The 19,511-nt window shown below is 48.0% G+C and carries 13 protein-coding genes, 1 tRNA gene and 3 pseudogenes; 7 read left to right on the top strand and 10 right to left on the bottom strand.

The features are described from left to right. Window positions 1-100: 100 nt before the first annotated feature. Window positions 101-955, bottom strand: a complete 855-nt coding sequence (purU, locus tag DN748_RS10535) for a formyltetrahydrofolate deformylase (protein ID WP_112371769.1) — start codon at window positions 953-955, stop codon at window positions 101-103. A 250-nt stretch (window positions 956-1,205) separates the two neighbouring features. On the opposite strand from purU, the gene DN748_RS10530 reads away from it, so the two are divergent. Both DN748_RS10530 and DN748_RS10525 read left to right on the top strand, forming a co-directional pair. Continuing rightward, window positions 1,206-4,655 (top strand): methylmalonyl-CoA mutase family protein, encoded by a 3,450-nt coding sequence (locus DN748_RS10530; protein WP_112371768.1) that lies wholly within the window; start codon window positions 1,206-1,208, stop codon window positions 4,653-4,655. A 232-nt stretch (window positions 4,656-4,887) separates the two neighbouring features. Then, a tRNA-Leu gene (locus DN748_RS10525) sits at window positions 4,888-4,969 on the top strand. 155 nt (window positions 4,970-5,124) lie between these two features. Here the strand turns inward: DN748_RS10525 and DN748_RS10520 are convergent. Beyond that, complete coding sequence (locus DN748_RS10520) at window positions 5,125-5,484, bottom strand: DeoR family transcriptional regulator (protein ID WP_112371767.1); 360 nt, start codon at window positions 5,482-5,484, stop codon at window positions 5,125-5,127. Between DN748_RS10520 and DN748_RS19475 the strand changes: the two are divergent. After that, a pseudogene (locus tag DN748_RS19475) lies at window positions 5,416-5,643 on the top strand (hypothetical protein); the annotation flags it as partial. The gene DN748_RS10520 and the pseudogene DN748_RS19475 sit on opposite strands and share 69 nt — an antisense overlap. Before the next feature lie 86 nt (window positions 5,644-5,729). Here the strand turns inward: DN748_RS19475 and DN748_RS10510 are convergent. After that, on the bottom strand, window positions 5,730-6,032 hold the full coding sequence (locus tag DN748_RS10510) for a HigA family addiction module antitoxin (protein WP_112371765.1): 303 nt from the start codon (window positions 6,030-6,032) through the stop codon (window positions 5,730-5,732). 12 nt (window positions 6,033-6,044) lie between these two features. Next, window positions 6,045-6,326, bottom strand: coding sequence for a type II toxin-antitoxin system RelE/ParE family toxin (locus DN748_RS10505; RefSeq protein ID WP_112371764.1), 282 nt, complete (start codon window positions 6,324-6,326; stop codon window positions 6,045-6,047). A 262-nt stretch (window positions 6,327-6,588) separates the two neighbouring features. Between DN748_RS10505 and DN748_RS19470 the strand changes: the two are divergent. After that, window positions 6,589-7,892: pseudogene (locus tag DN748_RS19470) on the top strand (transposase). A 118-nt stretch (window positions 7,893-8,010) separates the two neighbouring features. Here DN748_RS19470 and DN748_RS10495 read toward each other — a convergent pair. Then, window positions 8,011-8,247, bottom strand: coding sequence for a hypothetical protein (locus tag DN748_RS10495; protein ID WP_146746594.1), 237 nt, complete (start codon window positions 8,245-8,247; stop codon window positions 8,011-8,013). Between the two features lie 656 nt (window positions 8,248-8,903). Between DN748_RS10495 and DN748_RS10485 the strand changes: the two are divergent. Further along, window positions 8,904-9,170 (top strand): annotated as a pseudogene (locus tag DN748_RS10485) (hypothetical protein); the annotation flags it as partial. A gap of 106 nt (window positions 9,171-9,276) precedes the next feature. Then, a complete protein-coding gene (locus DN748_RS10480) occupies window positions 9,277-10,236 on the top strand; it encodes a 2-hydroxyacid dehydrogenase (RefSeq protein WP_112371760.1) in 960 nt (319 codons plus the stop codon). 35 nt (window positions 10,237-10,271) lie between these two features. Here DN748_RS10480 and DN748_RS10475 read toward each other — a convergent pair whose 3' ends face one another. Both DN748_RS10475 and DN748_RS10470 read right to left on the bottom strand, forming a co-directional pair. Beyond that, entirely contained in the window at window positions 10,272-11,027 is a 756-nt protein-coding gene (locus DN748_RS10475; protein ID WP_112371759.1) for a LytR/AlgR family response regulator transcription factor, read from the bottom strand. Further along, window positions 11,024-12,868, bottom strand: a complete 1,845-nt coding sequence (locus DN748_RS10470; protein WP_146746593.1) for a tetratricopeptide repeat-containing sensor histidine kinase — start codon at window positions 12,866-12,868, stop codon at window positions 11,024-11,026. The genes DN748_RS10475 and DN748_RS10470 overlap by 4 nt, the downstream gene beginning before the upstream one ends. 166 nt (window positions 12,869-13,034) lie before the next feature. On the opposite strand from DN748_RS10470, the gene DN748_RS10465 reads away from it, so the two are divergent. Then, window positions 13,035-14,180, top strand: coding sequence for a vWA domain-containing protein (locus DN748_RS10465; RefSeq protein WP_112371757.1), 1,146 nt, complete (start codon window positions 13,035-13,037; stop codon window positions 14,178-14,180). A gap of 43 nt (window positions 14,181-14,223) precedes the next feature. Here the strand turns inward: DN748_RS10465 and DN748_RS10460 are convergent, their stop codons facing one another. The 3 genes from DN748_RS10460 to DN748_RS10450 form a co-directional block, all read right to left on the bottom strand. Further along, window positions 14,224-15,702, bottom strand: a complete 1,479-nt coding sequence (locus DN748_RS10460) for a potassium/proton antiporter (protein ID WP_112371756.1) — start codon at window positions 15,700-15,702, stop codon at window positions 14,224-14,226. A 452-nt stretch (window positions 15,703-16,154) separates the two neighbouring features. Continuing rightward, a complete protein-coding gene (locus DN748_RS10455; RefSeq protein ID WP_112371755.1) occupies window positions 16,155-18,563 on the bottom strand; it encodes an alpha-ketoacid dehydrogenase subunit alpha/beta in 2,409 nt (802 codons plus the stop codon). Window positions 18,564-18,754: 191 nt separating this feature from the next. Continuing rightward, a complete protein-coding gene (locus DN748_RS10450; protein ID WP_112371754.1) occupies window positions 18,755-19,327 on the bottom strand; it encodes a PhnA domain-containing protein in 573 nt (190 codons plus the stop codon). Between the last annotated feature and the right edge of the window lie 184 nt (window positions 19,328-19,511).

Below are 19,511 nucleotides of genomic sequence, written 5' to 3'. Positions count from 1 at the left end.
CCGAAGTTAGCCCCATGTATTTCAGTGTATTCCGTTTTGGCTTCAAAGAAGTCAGGACTGACAGTGAACAGATATAGTTTTTTTGGGAGAGTTTATCCTTCTACGAAAAAACGATAGTCTTGTTGTTATAGACCATCACTTTTCTCGAAATATGGAGCTTTACGGCCCGGGCCAGTACGATCTTTTCGAGGTCGCGCCCTTTCATGACCATGTCATTGATGGAATGGGTATGTGTGACCCGTGCGATATCCTGCTCTATGATGGGGCCGGCATCGAGCTCTTCCGTCACATAATGGCTGGTAGCCCCTATGATCTTGACACCCCGCCGGAAAGCGGAATGATAGGGCCTGGCACCCGGGAAAGCCGGGAGAAAGGAATGGTGAATGTTGATAATCCTGCCGGGGTAGTGGTCTATGATACGGGGAGATACGATCTGCATATAGCGCGCCAGGACGATAAAATCTACCCCGGCTTCCTGCAGGAGGCGCAGTTGCTCTGATTCCGCCTGCTCCTTGTTGTCGCGTGTCACCGGGATATGGTGAAAGGGGATATCGAAACGGTCGGCTACGGACCGCAGGTCGTTGTGATTACTGATGATAAACGGAATCTCTGTGTGAAGTTCTCCCGAATTATACCGGCCCAGCAAGTCGTAAAGACAGTGATCATACCTGGAAACAAAAAGGGCCATTCCGGGTTTCTTCCGGTCGGTATACAGTTCCCAGGTCATGCCGTAACGGGAAGCAATGTTTTCGGCAAATTCACTGCGGAAGGCTTCCGGGGTACCCGGACTTATGGCAAACTGGCTTTCCAGCCGCATAAAGAAAATGCCGTGCTCTGCATCGACGTGCTGATCGATATATACGATATTGCCGTTCTTTTCAAAAATAAAACGCGTCACCGAAGCTATGATCCCTTCGGCATCCTTACAGGATATCAGTAAAGTAATGTTGTTCATGCTGTTTCAGGTTGGATACTGTCCGGCCTAAAATTAAGTGAAAAAAGAACGGTAATTTCAGAGGTGTCCCGATATTTTATAAAAATTACAAATATGAACTAAAATCTTATTATTTTTGATAATTCATTAAATTGCACCCGCGTAAACGAGGTTTTGTTGTAAATAAAACATCATTACCGGGTTTTTAAACAGGATTTTTCCGGAATGGGACGAAAACGGGACATTCCGCAACTATACAAAATTCAGACCAGTGAATACACAACCCTATAAACCCGAACACAAGGTAAGGATCGTAACTGCCGCATCACTTTTCGACGGGCATGATGCGGCCATTAACATCATGCGCCGTATCATACAGGCTACAGGAGTGGAAGTGATCCACCTGGGGCACGACCGCAGTGTGGAAGAGGTCGTCAACACGGCCATACAGGAAGATGCCAATGCCATTGCGATGACTTCTTATCAGGGCGGGCATAACGAATATTTCAGGTATATGTACGACCTGCTCCGGGAAAGGGGCGCAGGGCATATCCGCATCTTTGGCGGTGGCGGTGGCGTCATTCTGCCCGAAGAGATACGGGAACTTCACGAATACGGGATCACGAGGATATACTCCCCGGATGACGGCCGGGAAATGGGATTGCAGGGCATGATCAACGACCTGGTGGAGCGCTCCGATTTCCAGCTTCCGGCGTTTGAGGAGGGCCTGGATATCAGCGGGAAGCTTCGGGAGAAGGATGTAAATACCATAGCCCGGCTTATTACACTGGCGGAAAATGACCATCGGGCTTTCGAAAAGCACTTCCGGGCCCCGGACAAAGGGAAAACCGTCCCGGTACTGGGAATTACCGGAACGGGAGGGTCGGGTAAATCGAGCCTTGTAGACGAGCTGGTACGCCGTTTTCTTTCGGAATTTCCGGAAAAAACCATCGGTATCCTCTCGGTAGACCCTTCCAAGAGAAAAACGGGCGGGGCCTTGCTGGGCGACCGGATACGGATGAATGCCATAAACGACGGGAGGGTATACATGCGTTCCCTGGCCACCAGGCAGTCCAATCTCGCCCTGTCCCGCCATATTGCGGAAGCTGTGGATGTGCTCAGGGGTGCGGCCTATGACCTGGTCATCCTGGAAACCTCGGGGATCGGCCAGTCGGATACCGAGATCCTGGACCATTCCGATGTTTCCCTTTACGTGATGACGCCCGAATTCGGGGCGGCAACACAGCTCGAAAAAATAGATATGCTCGACTTTGCCGACCTGGTGGCGATCAACAAGTTCGACAAGAGAGGCGCGCAGGATGCCCTCCGGGATGTAAAGAAACAGTACCAGCGGAATCACCAGCTATGGGAGGCAGCCCCGGATAGTTTGCCGGTTTACGGCACCATAGCGTCACAGTTCAACGATCCGGGAATGAATATGCTCTACAGGAATGTCATGGATAAAGTGGTGGAAAAGACCGGGGCCGGCCTGAAATCTTCTTTCGAGCGACACGATGAAATGAGTGAAAAGGTCTTTGTTATTCCGCCCAGGCGTGTCCGCTACCTGTCTGAAATAGCGGATAACAACAGGAATTATGACGAAACCGCCGAAAAACAGGTGGGCGTGGCACAGCAGTTATACGGTATCTGCCTTACGATGTGCGGCATTACCGGGATAAAAGATCCGGCTGCATTCATCGGTACATCGGGGGTAGACCGTGAAAAACTTGCCGGGGAGACCGGGGAAAGCCGGCGACCTTTGCTGAAACTGCTGCTGGCCGAGTTCGACCGGGTGAAAATGGAACTCGATCCGCATCACTGGAAAACGATATGTGAATGGGCGCACAAGACGGATCGCTACAAGAAGCCGGAATATGTATTTAAGGTAAGAGACCGGGAAATACGGATAAAAACCCATACGCAGTCATTGTCGCACATACAGATCCCCAAGGTGGCCCTGCCAGGGTATAAGGCCTGGGGCGATATACTTCGCTGGACCTTACAGGAAAATGTTCCGGGAGCATTTCCCTTTACTTCCGGTTTATATCCCTTTAAAAGGGAAGGGGAAGACCCTACCCGTATGTTTGCGGGGGAAGGCGGACCGGAACGGACCAACAGGCGTTTTCATTACGTGAGCCTGGGTATGGATGCCAAAAGGCTGTCTACCGCTTTCGATTCGGTGACCCTTTACGGGAACGATCCCGGGCACCGTCCGGATATCTACGGAAAAATAGGCAATGCGGGAGTTTCTGTCTGCTGCCTGGACGATGCCAAAAAACTCTATTCGGGGTTCAACCTGGCCGATCCGAAGACTTCCGTAAGCATGACGATTAACGGCCCTGCCCCGATGTTGCTGGGCTTCTTTATGAATGCCGCCATAGACCAGCAATGCGAATTGTATATCCGGGAGAACGGACTGGAGCCGGAAGTCGAGAAAAAACTCCGCGAACGGTATGACGACCGGGGATTGCCGCGCCCGCAATATCATTCGGCAGAAGGAATGAACCGGTTGCCCGAAGGGAACGACGGCCTGGGATTGATGTTGCTGGGCATCACCGGGGACCAGGTGCTGCCTGCAAAGGTCTACGAAGCGATCAGACAGCGTACCCTTTCCCAGGTAAGGGGAACGGTACAGGCCGATATTCTCAAGGAAGACCAGGCACAGAATACCTGTATCTTCTCCACGGAATTTGCGTTGCGGCTTATGGGGGATGTGCAGGAGTATTTTATAGATCATAAAGTACGGAATTTTTACTCCGTATCGATTTCCGGTTACCACATTGCCGAAGCGGGGGCCAATCCCGTTACGCAACTGGCCTTTACGCTGGCCAATGGCTTTACCTATGTGGAATACTACCTCAGCCGTGGCATGGATATCAACAAGTTCGGCCCGAGCCTGTCGTTTTTCTTCTCCAACGGAATAGACCCGGAATATGCGGTGATAGGCCGGGTGGCAAGAAGAATATGGGCCAAGGCGCTCAGGTATAAATACGGGGCTGACGAAAGGGCACAGATGCTGAAATATCACATACAGACCTCCGGCCGCTCGCTGCATGCCCAGGAAATCGATTTTAATGACATCCGTACTACGTTACAGGCACTGTATGCCATTTATGACAATTGTAATTCGCTGCATACCAATGCCTATGATGAGGCCATAACCACACCTACCGAAGAAAGTGTGCGAAGGGCCATGGCCATACAGCTTATCATTAACAAGGAACTGGGGCTGGCCAAAAATGAAAACCCCATACAGGGAGCGTTTATTATCGAGGAACTTACCGACCTGGTGGAAGAAGCGGTGCTGGCGGAATTCGACCGCCTTACGGAAAGGGGAGGGGTGCTGGGCGCCATGGAGACCATGTACCAGAGAAGCAGGATACAGGAAGAGAGCCTGTATTACGAAAACCTGAAACACAATGGCGAATTTCCCATTATCGGGGTAAATACCTTCCTGAGTTCCAAGGGGTCCCCGACCGTGATCCCGGGAGAGGTGATCCGGGCTACGGAAGAGGAAAAACAACACCAGATACAAACAGTGGAGAACCTGGTAAAAGCACATCCGGAGGCCGTAGAACACGAATTACAGCAGGTCAGGGATGCCGCTATAGCCAACAGGAATATTTTTGAACAGCTTATGGAAGCCACCAAGGTATGTTCGCTGGGCCAGATCACCGAAGCGCTTTTTGAGGTGGGAGGGCAGTACCGCAGGAATATGTAGGAGTGCGGAGTACGAAGCATAAGGCACGAAGTTTGGAGGCGGGCAGGACTGGGGACTTTTTTAATTTAAAATTCAGAATTCAAAATTTAAAATTTTCAAACAGAAACCTGCAAACCAATAACTTGTAACCCGCGACCAAAAACTGGTAAAAATGTTTTTAAAAATAGTCTTTGCAGTTTCCCGAAGTTTATGTAGTTTTGCCTACCTTTTTGAAAGGATGACATATTGAAATGCGCTCGTGGTGAAATTGGTAGACACGCTGTCTTCAGGCGGCAGTGCCGCAAGGTGTGGAGGTTCGAATCCTCTCGAGCGCACAGATCAAAAGCCTGTTTTCTTATTTTCGGAAAACAGGCTTTTTTGTTTCTTACTGCATATTCCGCTTTAAATGCGACTTGGCAATGTGTGTGGTTTTAGCTTTGGCTCGTCTATCTGAACCCTTTTTGAACCCATTATGAGCCGTTTGAGCCCATTATGAACCCATTTTTATAATATAATTAGTTCCTGCACCTGTTTGACCAACTTTTTCAAAAAGTTCATATTTTTCAACTAATTCGGTCAAGTCTCTTGTTGCTGTTGCTTTTGAAACACCAAATAATTCTTGCAATTCAGTATTCGTAATTTTCCCTTTCTCTTTCACGTACTCAACAGCTTTCAATTGCCTGTCATTCAACCCAAGCTTGTCAAGTTGTTCCGTTGTCAAGTTGTTTTTGAACAGCGTTACCGAAAATCCTCCTTCTTGCTCAATAAGTTCGGGTGTAGGCTTACCCAATTTATGGGCCTTGGGAAAATAAATACCAAAGGCCTTCGCCAGGCTAACAAATGCATGCATCTGTCAGCCATAGCATATAACCTGAAAAAGTACCTGAAATTCACTCAAAAACGGGTGAAAAGTGGAGCAGGGATCGTATCCCGCTATTTTTCGTTAAAAATCGACCCCTATAGGCTCAAAAATTGGTTTTTACCCCTTGTAAACAGCCCGCTTTACTAAGTCGTCTAAAAAACAAAAATGCCTTAAAAATTGGTTACGGCCGCCGGTATTTTATAATTTATGGGCTTGTGCAACGGTTACCATTGTTAGGCAACGTTTTTATTTTCGTGTTTTTTGATTTCGTCCAATTCTGCTTTTTTTTCGTCACGTCCCTCTTCGATGTCATAATCATCTTGAAGTCCAAGCCAGAATTTAGCAGAATTTCCAAAATATTTACTCAAACGAAGAGCTGTATCAGCTGTTATTCTGCGTCTACCTTTTATTATTTCCGAAATCCTAGTTTGCGGTATTTTTAAGTCTTTAGAAAGTCTATAAGCCGAGATTTCAAGTGGCTCAAGAAATTCAAAATTTAAAACCTCTCCAGGGTGTACATTTGCTAATTTTTCCATTTCTCTTATTTTTTAATGATAGTCAATTATTTCAACTTCTCTTGCGTTTCCGTTGTCCCATTGAAATATTATCCGCCATTGCTTATTAATTCTGATACTATAAAAATCATTCAGCTTTCCTGTCAGTTTTTCAAGTCGGTTGGAAGGTGGGATTCTCAAATCCACAATGTCCTGCGAGTTGTTTAGCATTCTTAACTTCCTACGTCCGACATTTTGCATCTCAACTGGCATTTTTTTGACTCGGATACCGTTCCAAATTTTTTCGGTCTCTTTCGAGCCAAACGATACTATCATAATTCTTTTTTACGTTACTAACGTCAAAGATAAGCATAAAGTTTGTTTTGTGCAAATGTTGCCTAACGGCTTTGTATAACGCTTCGTTGCGCTTTATCGGTCACTAAAATAACAAAAAAAATACCGACGGGACTTCCCGCGAGGATTTTCCGAAGGGGAAAATCCGGAGCAATGAGCGTTATACGTTGTGCCTGTTGCACAAGTTAGCAAAAAATTCACACAGGATTGATGTTAATTTTTCATAGGGTCATTACCTTGAAGTATGCAAGGCAAAAAAATATATCAAGAGAAGTTGTTCAGCCAGTTCCGATTGAGTGATCGGGTGCCGGAACAGAACTTCTACCGCCGGTTAAAAGAGGCGTTGGATTTGGAATACCTATACCCACTTACTAAAGGGTATTATGGCAGCAGCGGCCAGAAGAGTATCGATCCGGTCGTGTTCTTCAAACTTTGTTAGGTAGGGTATTTAGAGAACATCACCAGTGACCGTAGGCTAATGGATCATTGTAGTATGCGTTTAGATATACTGTTTTTTCTGGATTATGATATCGATGAGGAACTTCCCTGGCATTCTACCATCAGCCGTACCCGGCAGCTGTTTCCACAGCAAGTGTTTGAAGAAGTCTTCACCAAGGTGTTCGGGTTGTGTATCTCAGCAGGGATGGTCAGTGGCCATACCCAGGCCATCGATAGTGCCCCGGTAAAGGCCAATGCTTCTATGGACAGTTTGGAGTTGAAAGTTCCGGAAGAAGATTTGGAGGCCCATTTAAGAAAGCTCCGCCATATCAGTGAGGGGGATAAAGAACAGCCGCTACGCAAAGCAAAAAACAATAAGGCTCCGGCAAGTCAACAAACCCTCTCTGCGAGCAAGAAGGAGTTGCAGGAAATCAGCTGCCCGATATTGTAAAGCGGGTACAAAGAAGGCTATGGAAAACAGGGGTAGTATGGGAAAACTGTGTGACCGATACGGGGTATAGCAGTGGAGAGAACTATGCCTTTTTAGAGGGTAAGGGGATAAAAAGTTTTATACCACCACACGGCACCTACAAAGGCGGCCCGAAAGGCTTTATTCTTGTGGAAAAAGATAATTACTGGTTGTGCCCACAAGGTAAAAAAGTTACCTTCCGAAAGCAAAAACTTGAGAAAGGTACCCTAAAGGATCTGTACTTTACCAGGCGTAGTGACTGTAAAGGTTGCCCGATCAAGGTCCAATGCATAGGCAACAGCCATGAGAAACGGATTAGTGTTACGGCATATCGTAAAGAATACGAGCGCAACATAGAACGGGTCAACAGCCCACAAGGACGCTATATGAAAGGTAAGCGTCAAAGCACGGTAGAGCCTGTTTTTGGCATCCTTACCCAATTTATGGGCCTTGGGAAAATAAATACCAAAGGCCTTAGCCAGGCTAACAAATGCATGTATCTGTCAGCCATAGCATACAACCTGAAAAAGTACCTAAAATTCACTCAAAAACGGGTGAAAAGTGGAGCAGGGATTGTATACCGCTATTTTTCGTTAAAAATCGACCCCTATAGGCTCAAAAATTGGTTTTACCCCTTGTAAACAGCCCGCTTTACTAAGTCGTCTAAAAAACAAAAACACCTTAAAAATTTGGTTACGGCCGCCGGTATTTTATAATTTATGGGCTTGTGCAACGGTTACCATTGTTGTACAGCGTTTTTTATTCATCTAACAAGTCCAATTTCCAGCCAGGATTTGGTCTTTTTTCTTTCCAATCCCAATAAGTTCCATAAAAGTCGTCGTGAAGCATTGAATCCATCTCGTTGTCTTCGTCAAAGTCAACTAACATTACTTCTTCCCATTCTCCGAACTCTATATTTGGGTCAGCTGTTCCGTCAACAATATTGAGGAATGAGAAAAAAACATCAGCAGTATTGCTTGCCAAAACTTTTCTCAACGCACTTTTTAAAGTCGGATTAATTTCCAGCTTTTCTAATTCTAATTTTTCGGATTCTGTTAATCCTCCATTTGGTGGATTGAAACTAAAAGAGTCCTTTTATTGTTTTCTGATAATTTCATTCTCTATGCTGTTTTTTCAAATGTTACACAACGGTGCGAAGCCCCGGGCCGATGATGTGGAATGACCGTAGGGAATTCCACATCATCACACAAATATACACAAAGAACTATTTCTATTAAAAAAATACCTTAATCGCAAAAAGTAACAGTATTTACTTAGGTTTAGAAAATTTTTATTAACTCATCATTTTATATATCATTCATTATTTTGTATATCAAAAATGGATTACTTTTATCCTTTAAACATTTGGGATATGGATGTAAACAGCTATAGTTTTGAGTTCGGTGAACACCGGTGAAAGAAAGTTATCTTCATTCGTTTTCCCTACAGTATACCGTTAAAGGATGAGCTCAAAAAGCGTTTCCTTTCGGCAAAATGGAGCCAGGCCAACAAAGCCTGGTACTTGCCTGATTTCCTTCCACCCGTACACCATTGGAGCTAAAGACCAACTTGGGGCATACACTGGATTTGCACATTCACCCCGTTAACCAAAAGGTATTTAAAGGTCTTGGAAATCAGCTACAACTAAAGGCTATAGCCCGAACACGATCAGAATGTACCTGGCCGAATTTGCCCATTTGCTCAAACTCATCGGCGAGCATCCGGTAGAGGGGCTTTCGCCACAACGGCTCAGGGACTATTTTCTCTATTGTGTGCAAAAAGAAAAAATGAGTGAGCGTAAGATCAACGGAAAAATCAATGCTGTTTTTGTTTCTTACTTTCAAAATATTTATTCACACTCTGTATGTCTCCGGCTTCACAGCCTCTTGCAGGGCAATGACCGAATTGTTTATCTTTGAGCGATGCAGCATTGTATAAAGACCTGCCACATGAGGTATGATCTTAAATATCATTTGGGCCGGATACTGCCCGTCACAAGAAAATATTAATACGAATTACGTGATTATGAAGATATATATAAGCCGGAAAATACCCTCCGAAGTCCTTTTGCATATCGGGCAAAGCGGACTGGAAGTCCACTACAACGACTCCGAAACCTTACCCGAACGCAGTGTGTTTATCCGGAACTGCCAGCAGGCTGATCTGCTTTTAAATGTAGGTATGGCACAGCTTGATGCCGGTTTTATGGAAGCCTGTTCCAATCTCAAAGGCATAGCCCTTACCAGTGTGGGCTATGACCATGTAGATCTCGAAGCGGCGGCCAGAAATGGTATCCCGGTATCCAATACGCCCGGAGTGCTGAGCAGGACTACTGCCGAAACTGCCTTTTTGCTGATGCTGGCCACTTCGCGAAAAGCCTTTTTCCGCGCCGGGGAAGTGCAACGGGGCGAGTGGAAAAAATTCGGGTTTCTGCACGAACTGGGGATAGAGATAAGCGGTAAAACCCTCGGAATATTCGGACTGGGCCGTATAGGTATCGAAATGGCACGTATGTCCAGGGCCGCTTTTGGTATGGACATCATCTATCATAACCGCAGTCGTAACCTACAGGGTGAAAAGGAACTCCGAGCTGTCTATGTAAGCTTTGAGGAGCTGCTGGAACGGAGTGATGTACTTTCCGTACATACCAACCTCACCCCGGAAACCAGGTATATGTTTAACAGGAACAGCTTTGCCCGAATGAAACCCACCGCCATCTTTATCAACACCGCCCGCGGAAAAGTCCATCGTGAACCCGACCTTATCCGGGCCCTTAAAGACGGACTGATATGGGGTGCCGGACTTGATGTCACCGATCCCGAACCCATGCAGCCCGATAACCCCTTGCTGCAAATGCCCAATGTATGCGTGCTCCCTCACATAGGCTCTGCCACCATAGAAACCCGCACTGCCATGGCGCAAATGGCAGCGGATAATCTCCTGGCTGTTTACAGGGGAGAAAAGATGCCACAGGAAGTTGGTTAGCCGTTAGAAGGTCGATTTTGTTGAGCTAACAGCGCTCAGTGTATAAAGTTCTTCAGGAACATTTCCTTATAGCTCGCAGATATTTCCACTTCACTTCCGTCGGTAAGGGTCACATGGCCCCCGTTGCCCTTGTTGTATATTGCGACACAGCGCGTATTGATGATATGCGAACGGTGAACGCGCATAAAGGGCTCCGGGAGGAGTTCGGCAAAATGCTTCAGAAAACGGCAGACCATTTTTTTGCTTCCGTCTTTCAGGTAGATATCCGTAAAGTTACCGTTGCCGCGCAGGCGGATGATATCTTCCATTTTCACCACTTCAAACCCCTCCAGCGTAGGGAGGATGACCTGCCGCTTTTCCGGGGCGGGTTCTTTCAGGTTTTGCAGTAAAATGCGGTTGCGGTCCAGGAGTTCCTGCTTGTGGAGCTGTTCCTGCACCTTGTTTACCGCAGTGACCAGTTCTTCAATACTTATGGGTTTGAGCAGGTAGTAAGCGGCGCTCTGGTTTAAGGCCCGCAGGGAATATTCGGAATAGGCCGTGACAAAGATGGTTTCAAAATGGAGGCCTTCACAGCCTTCCAGGACATCGAAAGCATTGCCAAACGGCATTTCTACATCGAGAAAGACGAGTTGCGGTTGGAGTTCGTGTAACAGGGGGATGGCCATACGGCCGTGGTGTGCCTCTCCGACAACGGAGATCTGCGGACAGTATTTCGCCAGGTAATTTTTCAGTGTTTCCCTTGCGGCGGTTTCGTCTTCTACGATGACACTGCGTATTTTCGGAATATTCATGGTTGCTTTTTTAGCTGCTTTGAAAAATAAATGGTGACCCGGGTCCCGCTTTCCTGCTCCTTTTCGACAATGCGGAACGAATGGTCCTGCCTGTATAATTTGTTGAGGAGCCTGATACGTTCCCTTACATTCTTTAATCCCCGTGAATCGTGCAGCTTCTGGTTATGTGTCTTCAGGGCCCTGCTTTGCGTTGTCCCGATACCGTTATCATCAATGATCACCTTTATATAGCCGGGGGCGTTGGCTACGGAGAGCTTTAACAGGCCTTTTTCTTCCTTATAGCGCAAACCGTGCCAGATGGCATTTTCCACGTGAGGCTGAATAAGCATATTGGGCACCCATGTGTGCTCCGTATCGATCGTAGGGTCAACTTCCACGGTATAATCAAAGGTATCTAAAAACCGGAGATGCTCCAGGTTCAGATATTTTTCCAATAATTCCAGCTCTTCCGCGAGGGTTATAAAATCTTTACTGGACATCTCCATGGTACTCCGCATCAGCCTGGAGTAGGAAGTAAGGTAGGTATTGGCTTCACGTTCGTTATTTTCCGCTATAAACTGGTTGATGCTGTTCAGGCTGTTGAAAATAAAATGCGGGTTCATTTCCCTTCGCAGGGACTGTAAAGCTATTTTCTTGTTTTTCAGTTTAATGTCATAAAACGATTTTACAATCCATCCCAACAGGACCAGCATGAGTATTACAGAGCCGAACAGGACATAGTTCAGCCGGTTGGTTTTAAGGAGCAGCTGGTCTTTGAGTTGGCGTTCGCTCTCCAGGCGGGCAATACGTTCTTCGGTGGTCGCAAAGGCCCGGGCATCAAACAAAGAGCTGTCTGCCCTGATCAGACGGTCAAGGTCATCGAGAAAACGATGATAGGCAGCAAGGGATTGTTGTGTGGACCCCTGTTCCTGGTATACCTTGCCGAGTGCCATAACCACTTCCCTGGCCGCCGTGGTCTTTCCGTGAGTAACGGCGGTTTGATAGGCTTTTTCCAGTAATGTTATGGCTTGCGTGTCTTCCTTCTTTCTCTGGTACAAACCTGCCAGGTGTTGTGTCTGTGCGATGATCTCATCTGTATCGTCTATGGCAGTGGCTTCGTCCAATGCAGCCGTGGTCAGCGCTATGGCCTCATCAATCCTGTTGTCGCTTTCATACACCCTTGCCGCTTCGGTTTTTAGTTTTACCATTTCCCTGGGGCTGCTTCCGGCTATTTTTATGGCCTGTGAATAACTCTGTATGGCACCGGTGGTATCGTCGGCCCGAAGACTGGTTTCGGCCCTTTGGCGGTAAAGGTTTACCTGTTCTTCAAGAATCTCCTCGTCTTCAGCAATTTCAAGGTTCGAATCGATCATATCGAGTTGCGTCTCCGGGTTGTCGTAGTGGCGTACCCGTTTGGCGTCGGTAAAATTTAACCGTGACACCGCCGGTTTTGTTTCTGTTTCCCCGGCCATCCGGTATTTATCCGCAGCTTCGGCATATTTTTCCTGTTGCTCCAGTACCTGTGCCAGCGACCGGGCCACGGAAGCTGTTTTCACACTGTTCTTTTGCCGGGTGTAAATCTTTAAAGCACTGTTAAAGTAGTTTTCCGCCTTGCCGTATTCACCCTGTTCCGCCAGGCTTTCAGCCAGCTCTTCGTAAAGGGTGGCAGCTGTGGTCAGATCGTTTTCGCTGAGGGATTGCCTTAGTTGCTCCGCTTTTCGGGCATTGGTGTTTATTACCCTACCGGAAGATCTCATGACGTTGTTCTGCTTTTTGCCATAAGTAGTACTGTCCTTCTCCTGGGAAAAGGAAAAACAGTGGCATAAGAGTAGTGTAAACACTATATAATAAACACGTTGCATACGGTAATTTAAATAGACCGTGTAAAATAACCAAATAAAAACCACTTAGGAAACCCTTTTAACCAAGTCAAAACGCCATTTCACCCGGTCTTGTCCGCCTGTACGGATATGGAGCCTACTTTTACCACGGATATTTAAATAAATTCTTTATTAAAAACACAAAGCAATGAAAAATTTAGCAGTAATTCTGATCGCACTGATCAGCGGAACAATTTCCGCTTCTGCCTTTGCGGAAAAAGAGCATAAAGTGCCGTTTTCTCCGGAAGATGAAAATTTTAGCGGGAGTATTCAGGTGGCCCTGTTACTCGATACCTCCAACAGCATGGACGGGCTTATCAACCAGGCAAAATCCAGGCTCTGGAATATAGTCAATACCCTGACTACACTTCGCTTTGACGGAGAGGAGGCCCGTATTGAGATCGCCTTGTACGAATACGGCAATGACGGCCTGCCTGCCGAATCGGGGTACATCCGGCAGGTGGTCGGGCTTACCGGCGACCTGGATTTGATTTCGGAGCATTTATTTGCCCTGGGAACCAACGGCGGAAGCGAATACTGCGGTGCAGTTATACAGAATGCCACAAAGAAACTCGACTGGAATACCGATTCCAGGGCGATGAAGCTTATCTATATCGCCGGGAACGAACCCTTCGACCAGGGGACCATTAGCTATAAGGAAGCTATTTCTGATGCGGTCAACGATCAGTTGTTCGTCAATACCATTTTTTGTGGAAGCGGGGAAGAAGGTATCCGTACCTTCTGGAAAGACGGGGCAGAGAGAGGAAAAGGAAAATATTTTAATATAGATTCAAATGCTGTAATACGTCATATTGCAACACCTTATGACGACCGGATTACCAGATGTAACCAATTGTTGAACAACACCTATGTGGGGTATGGTTCCTACGGACAAAAAAGGCTTGCGGTTCAGAATGCACAGGATGAGGAGGCAGAAGAAATTTCTTTTGCCAATATAGCGGAACGCACGGTATCCAAAGCAAGCCGGGCATATCGCAATGAGAGCTGGGACCTGGTCGATAAAATAAAATCTGACCCTGATGCATTGGAGAAAATACCTGAAAATAAGCTTCCGGAAGAGATGCGGGGAAAAACCAGGCAGGAGATGCGCGACTATGTGAACCGGAAGAAGGCAGAACGCGAAAAAATCCAGGCGGAAATTGCCGAACTGGCTAAAAAACGCCAGGCCTATATAGAGAAAGAACAGGCCCGGAAAGGTGTACAGGACGACCTGGGAAAAGTCATCACGGTATCTATCCTGGAAATAGCCAGGGCTAAAGGATACAAACAATAGAAGAGAAAGGGGCAGATCCGTCCGGGTCAGCCCCTGTTTTGTATCATTCCGCTTCGCGGTCGTAAACATTCAGTGTCGTATAGACCTGTTCCATACCGTCGCGGTTTTCGGCGAGGATCATCAGGGCATCGCCGTCTTCAAGGACCGTAGCCCCGTTGGGGGTGATATATTTGTCATCCCTTTTGATCATGGCGATAATGGCATTTTTCGGAAAATGCAGGTCCACGATCTTTTTGCCGATGGAAGGATTGTCGTCTTCCAGGCGAATTTCCTCGAGGGTGGATTTGGCCCCGTCAGACAGGAAGATATCTACCGGGGTCTTGCGTTTGGCCTTTTGAGGCAGGGCAACATGCAGCCATTTTGCGATAAGTGACAGGGTGGTTCCCTGCACCAGTACGGAGGTCACGGACACAAAGAACACAATGTTGAAAATGAGGTCGGCCTTATCGATACCCGCCAGCAGGGGATAGGTGGCAAATACGATGGGAACCGCCCCGCGGAGCCCTACCCAGGAGATATACCATCGCCTCCGCAATTTCATTTTAAAAAGCATGAGGCTGAGGAATACACTGAAGGGCCGGGCAATAAAGATCAGGAAAATGGAAATAAGCAGTCCGATCCCGAAAATGGGAGGGATATGACTGGGGTACACGAGCAGGCCCAGGGTGAGGAACAGGGCGATCTGCATCAGCCAGGCGAGTCCGTCGAACATGCGTATGATGGTCTTTTTGTGTATGATGTCCTGGTTGCCCAGGTAAACGGCACAGAGGTAAACAGCGAGAAAACCGTTCCCCCCGACAAAATCGGTAAGGGAAAAGGTAAAGAACATCAGGGCTATGGCCAGTACGGGGTACAGCCCCTCGAAATCAATATTGATCTTGTTGATGACGAACCTGGACACTTTTCCCATCAGGAAGCCGAGCAGGGCGCCCAGGGATATCTGTTGCAGGAACATGGGGAAAACAGACCATATGCTTTCTTCCGGGTTGAGCACGAGCCCGAGAAAGGCGACGGTGAGGAAATACGCCATCGGGTCGTTACTCCCGCTCTCCAGCTCCAGGGTAGGGCGTATGTTGGTTTTCAGGGCGATGTTTTTGGAACGCAATATGGAGAAAACGGCCGCGGCATCGGTAGAGGAGACAATGGCCCCTAAGAGCAGCCCCTCATAGATCGTAAAATCGGAGATCGCCCATACGAAGATCCCGAGTGATGCGGCGGTGATCATGACGCCCAGTGTGGAAAGGGAAATCCCCTGCCAGAGCACCGGTTTTATCGTCTTCCAGTTGGTTTCCAGTCCCCCGGAAAACAGGATGAAATTCAGCGATACTATACCGATAAACTGTGCGGTTTTCGGATCGTTAAAATAAATTTTCCCTATGCCTTCGGAACCTGCCAGCATCCCGATGGCGAGGAAGAGTATAAGCGTGGGCAGTCCTACACGGTAGGAAGTCTTTCCCGCTATAATGCTGATAAAGAGCAGTGCGGAACCTATGAGTAAAATGTTTTCTGTAGTAATATTCATATACAGGAACTACCGGATCGTATAAAGTGAACCTTAATTGCCGTAAAGAAAAGCATTTTGTTAAAAATATCCTATGCAGCGGGGAATTTTTTAAGGGTGTTGGTTGTTGTTGAAGATACTTTGAGCAGGATTGGAGATTCTTCGACTTCGCTGCGCTCCGCTCAGAATAACAGGAGTGTCATCCCGGGCGCAGTCGAGGGATCTCCGGTCTTTCAGTTATGCTGTTGAAGATTCTTTGATCCGGGAGCAGAGATTCTTCACTCCGCTGCGCTTCGATCAGAATAACAGAGGCTTGTCATTCCGACGATAGGAGGAATCTCAGGTCTTTCGGTGATGCTGTTGAATTTCCTTTGATCGTGTGGGGAGATTCTTCCTCCGCTGCGCTTCGATCAGAATGACATTGTGACTAAACTGCAACTAAGAACTAAGAACTACCAAACTACGAACTAAAACTACCGAAGCGCCGGGAACCGTTGAGGGTCTGCTTCGTGCATGATACCGTATGCCTTTTCGAAGATGTCTTCTGCATTGGGTTTGGAGAAATAGTCACCATCCGTACCGTAGGCAGGCCGGTGTGCCCGGGCCGTAAGGGTCTGCGGGGCACTGTCGAGATAGCGGTATGCGCCCTGTTTTTCAACAATTTCCTGCATGAGATAGGCAGAGGCCCCGCCGGGAACATCTTCGTCGATAATGAGCAGGCGGCTGGTCTTTTTGACACTTTCCAGCGTTTCACCGTGTATGTCGAAGGGGAGCAGGGTCTGTGCATCGATGACCTCGGCATCGATACCTGTTTCCATAAGGTCTCTGGCCACCTGTTCCACGATACGGAACGTAGAGCCGTAAGACAAAAGGGTAATGTCTTTTCCTTCCCTGACCACTTCTATTTTCCCGATCGGGGTTCTGTATTCCCCAAGGTTTTCCGGAAGGCGTTCCTTAAGCCGGTATCCGTTGAGGCTTTCCACGATCAGGGCCGGTTCGTCACTTTCCAGCAGGGTGTTGTAAAAGCCTGCAGCCTTGGTCATGTTCCTCGGGGTGAGGATATACATGCCCCGGAGGAGGTGTATGAGCCCTCCCATTTGTGAGCCTGCGTGCCAGATCCCTTCAAGCCGGTGCCCTCTGGTCCTTACGATAACCGGCGCTTTCTGCTTCCCGTAGGTGCGGTAATGCAGGGAGGCCAGGTCGTCGCTCATGGTCTGCAGGGCGTAGAGAATATAATCGAGGTATTGTATTTCTGCTATGGGACGTAGCCCCCGGAGTGCAAGCCCTATACCTTGCCCGAGGATGGTGGCTTCCCGTATACCGGTATCCGACACCCTGAGCTCGCCGTATTTTTTCTGTAAGCCTTCCAGTCCCTGGTTGACATCGCCTATATTACCGCTGTCTTCCCCGAACACCAGCACATTGGCGTGTTTGCCGAAGAGGCGGTCAAAGTTGTCACGGATGATGATACGGCCGTCCACCATTTCGGGGTGGTCCCCGTAAATCGGCGGAATTTCCGGGATATTGGTGGCCCTGTTCGGAAGTTCGCTGTACAGCAGGGAGCTGTAATTCGGCTGTTCTTCCTTCAGGTAGTGGTCTATCCAGGCAGACAGGGCGTCCTTCTCCGGGGAAGATTCCCGGATCACATACCGCAATGCCTTCCTGGTCAGGGAGAGAATATCCTTTTTGACCGGTTCGTCAATGGCGATCAGGTCGTTTTTCAGCTTGTTGACAAACGACTTGTTTGCACTCACGCCTGCCAGGCTGTCCAGCAGGCCGACCGCTTCTTTCTTTTTATGCTTTATCGGCCTTGTAAAATCGTCCCAGGCCTCTTTTTTGGCTTCGCGTACTTCTTTCTTGACTTCTTTTTCGAGGGCTATGAGTTCTTCTTCCGAAGCAAAGCCATTGTCCAGCAGCCATTCCCTCATTTTCAGGTTGCAGTCATGGGCCTTTTCCCATTCGAGACGTTCTTTGCTCTTGTACCGCTCGTGTGAACCCGAAGTGGAATGCCCCTGTGGCTGTGTGAGTTCGGTGACATGGATGAGTACGGGAACATGTTCTTCCCTGGCTGTCTTTCCGGCCTGTTCATACGTCTCCACCAGGGTGGGGTAATCCCATCCCTTTGCCACCACGATCTCCAGCCCGGGTTTGTCATCCCTCTGGAAGCCTTTCAGTACTTCGGCTATATTTTCCTTGGTGGTCTGGTGCCTGGCATGTACCGAAATACCGTACATATCGTCCCAGATACTGATCACCATAGGAACCTGTAATACGCCGGCTGCATTGACCGTTTCGAAAAACAGGCCTTCGCTGGTACTGGCATTTCCTATGGTTCCCCAGGCAACTTCATTGCCGTTTTCGGAGAAGCCACGGCTGTCGGTTCCGGGCACCTGCCGGTATATTTTGGAAGCCTGTGCCAGTCCCAGGAGCCTCGGCATCTGGGCGGCAGTGGGGGAAATATCGCTACTGCTGTTTTTCTGTTGGGTAAGGTCTTTCCAGTTCCCTTCTTCATCCATGCTGTACGTCAGGAAATGCCCTCCCATCTGGCGCCCGGCGCTCATGGGTTCCTTTTCGATGTCGGTATGGGCGTAGAGGCCTGCAAAAAAATGCCGGGGCGTAAATTCGCCTATGGCCATCATAAAGGTCTGGTCGCGATAGTAACCGCTCCTGAAATCCCCGTTGCGGAATGCCCTGGCCATCGCCAGCTGGGGCACCTCCTTGCCATCGCCGAAAATCCCGAATTTGGCCTTGCCGGTAAGTACTTCCCTGCGTCCCAGTAAACTGCATTCCCGGCTGGTAACGGCGATCCTGTAGTCGTGCAGGACCTGTGTTTTGAAATCATCGAAGGTGATGTCTTTCCGGGAATCTGTTTCAGTACGCATATCGTTGTTTTAATAGGGTTCACAAAATTAGGCAAAACATTCCTCATTTGCAAGAACAGCAGAGGTACAGATATGAAATATTGATAATTAGGATCGTTATTTTTTAATAAAAAATACGTTAAATTATATTTAAATACTTTTTTATTGCGTATTGTGTAATTTAAGGAATATGAAATTAGGAGGTCGGCAAATCAACCCTTTTTCACGAACCTGGTCAGAATAACGATCTGCTGCCCTTCCACGCGGCCTTCTATCTGCTCCGGGTTGTCGTGCACGAGAGTGATTTTCCTGACTGCAGTTCCCCGCTTGGCGGTAAACGAGGTGCCTTTTACGTTAAGGTCCTTTACCAGTACTACCGTGTCTCCCGGCTGCAGTTCGGCGCCATTGCTATCCCGGTGTTTTACATTTTCTTCCCCGTTGTCGCTCCCGGTTGCCGCCCAGGCCAGGGTGTCTTCGTCCATATACATCATGTCGAGCAGGTCCTGCGGCCAGCCCTCGTTTTTCAGTTGTTGCAACACGCGCCATACCACGACCTGTACTGCGGGAACCTGGCTCCACATGCTGTCGTTCAGGCACCGCCAGTGATTGGGGTCCATGGTTTCCGGGTTTTCGATCTGCTTAAGGCAGGTTTCACTGATCAGGATACAGGCATCTGCCCCGTCTGCGGGGGCATGGGGTACCTGGTATACACAAAGGTTTTCGGCAACACCGCTGAGTTCACACACCGCACCGCTGCGCTGGCGTAATTGTGTTTCTATATTCATTTTTAATATGGAATTTAACGAGGCAAAGATAACAGAATTACGGAAGGAAAGGGGAAAAATCGCTCCCAGGGATCAATGTCATTCAGAACGCAGCGCAGCGAAGTGAACCTGCCTGTATCCTATGACTCAGACAAGTTTTGTTCATAAATTTTTTCTATAATTCTAAGGGACGTACCTCATTGTA

This window comes from Sinomicrobium soli (assembly GCF_003285545.1).
GTDB lineage: Bacteria > Bacteroidota > Bacteroidia > Flavobacteriales > Flavobacteriaceae > Sinomicrobium.
Note: the sequence above shows the minus strand (reverse complement) of the source record. Positions and strands in the feature narration are given on the sequence as shown.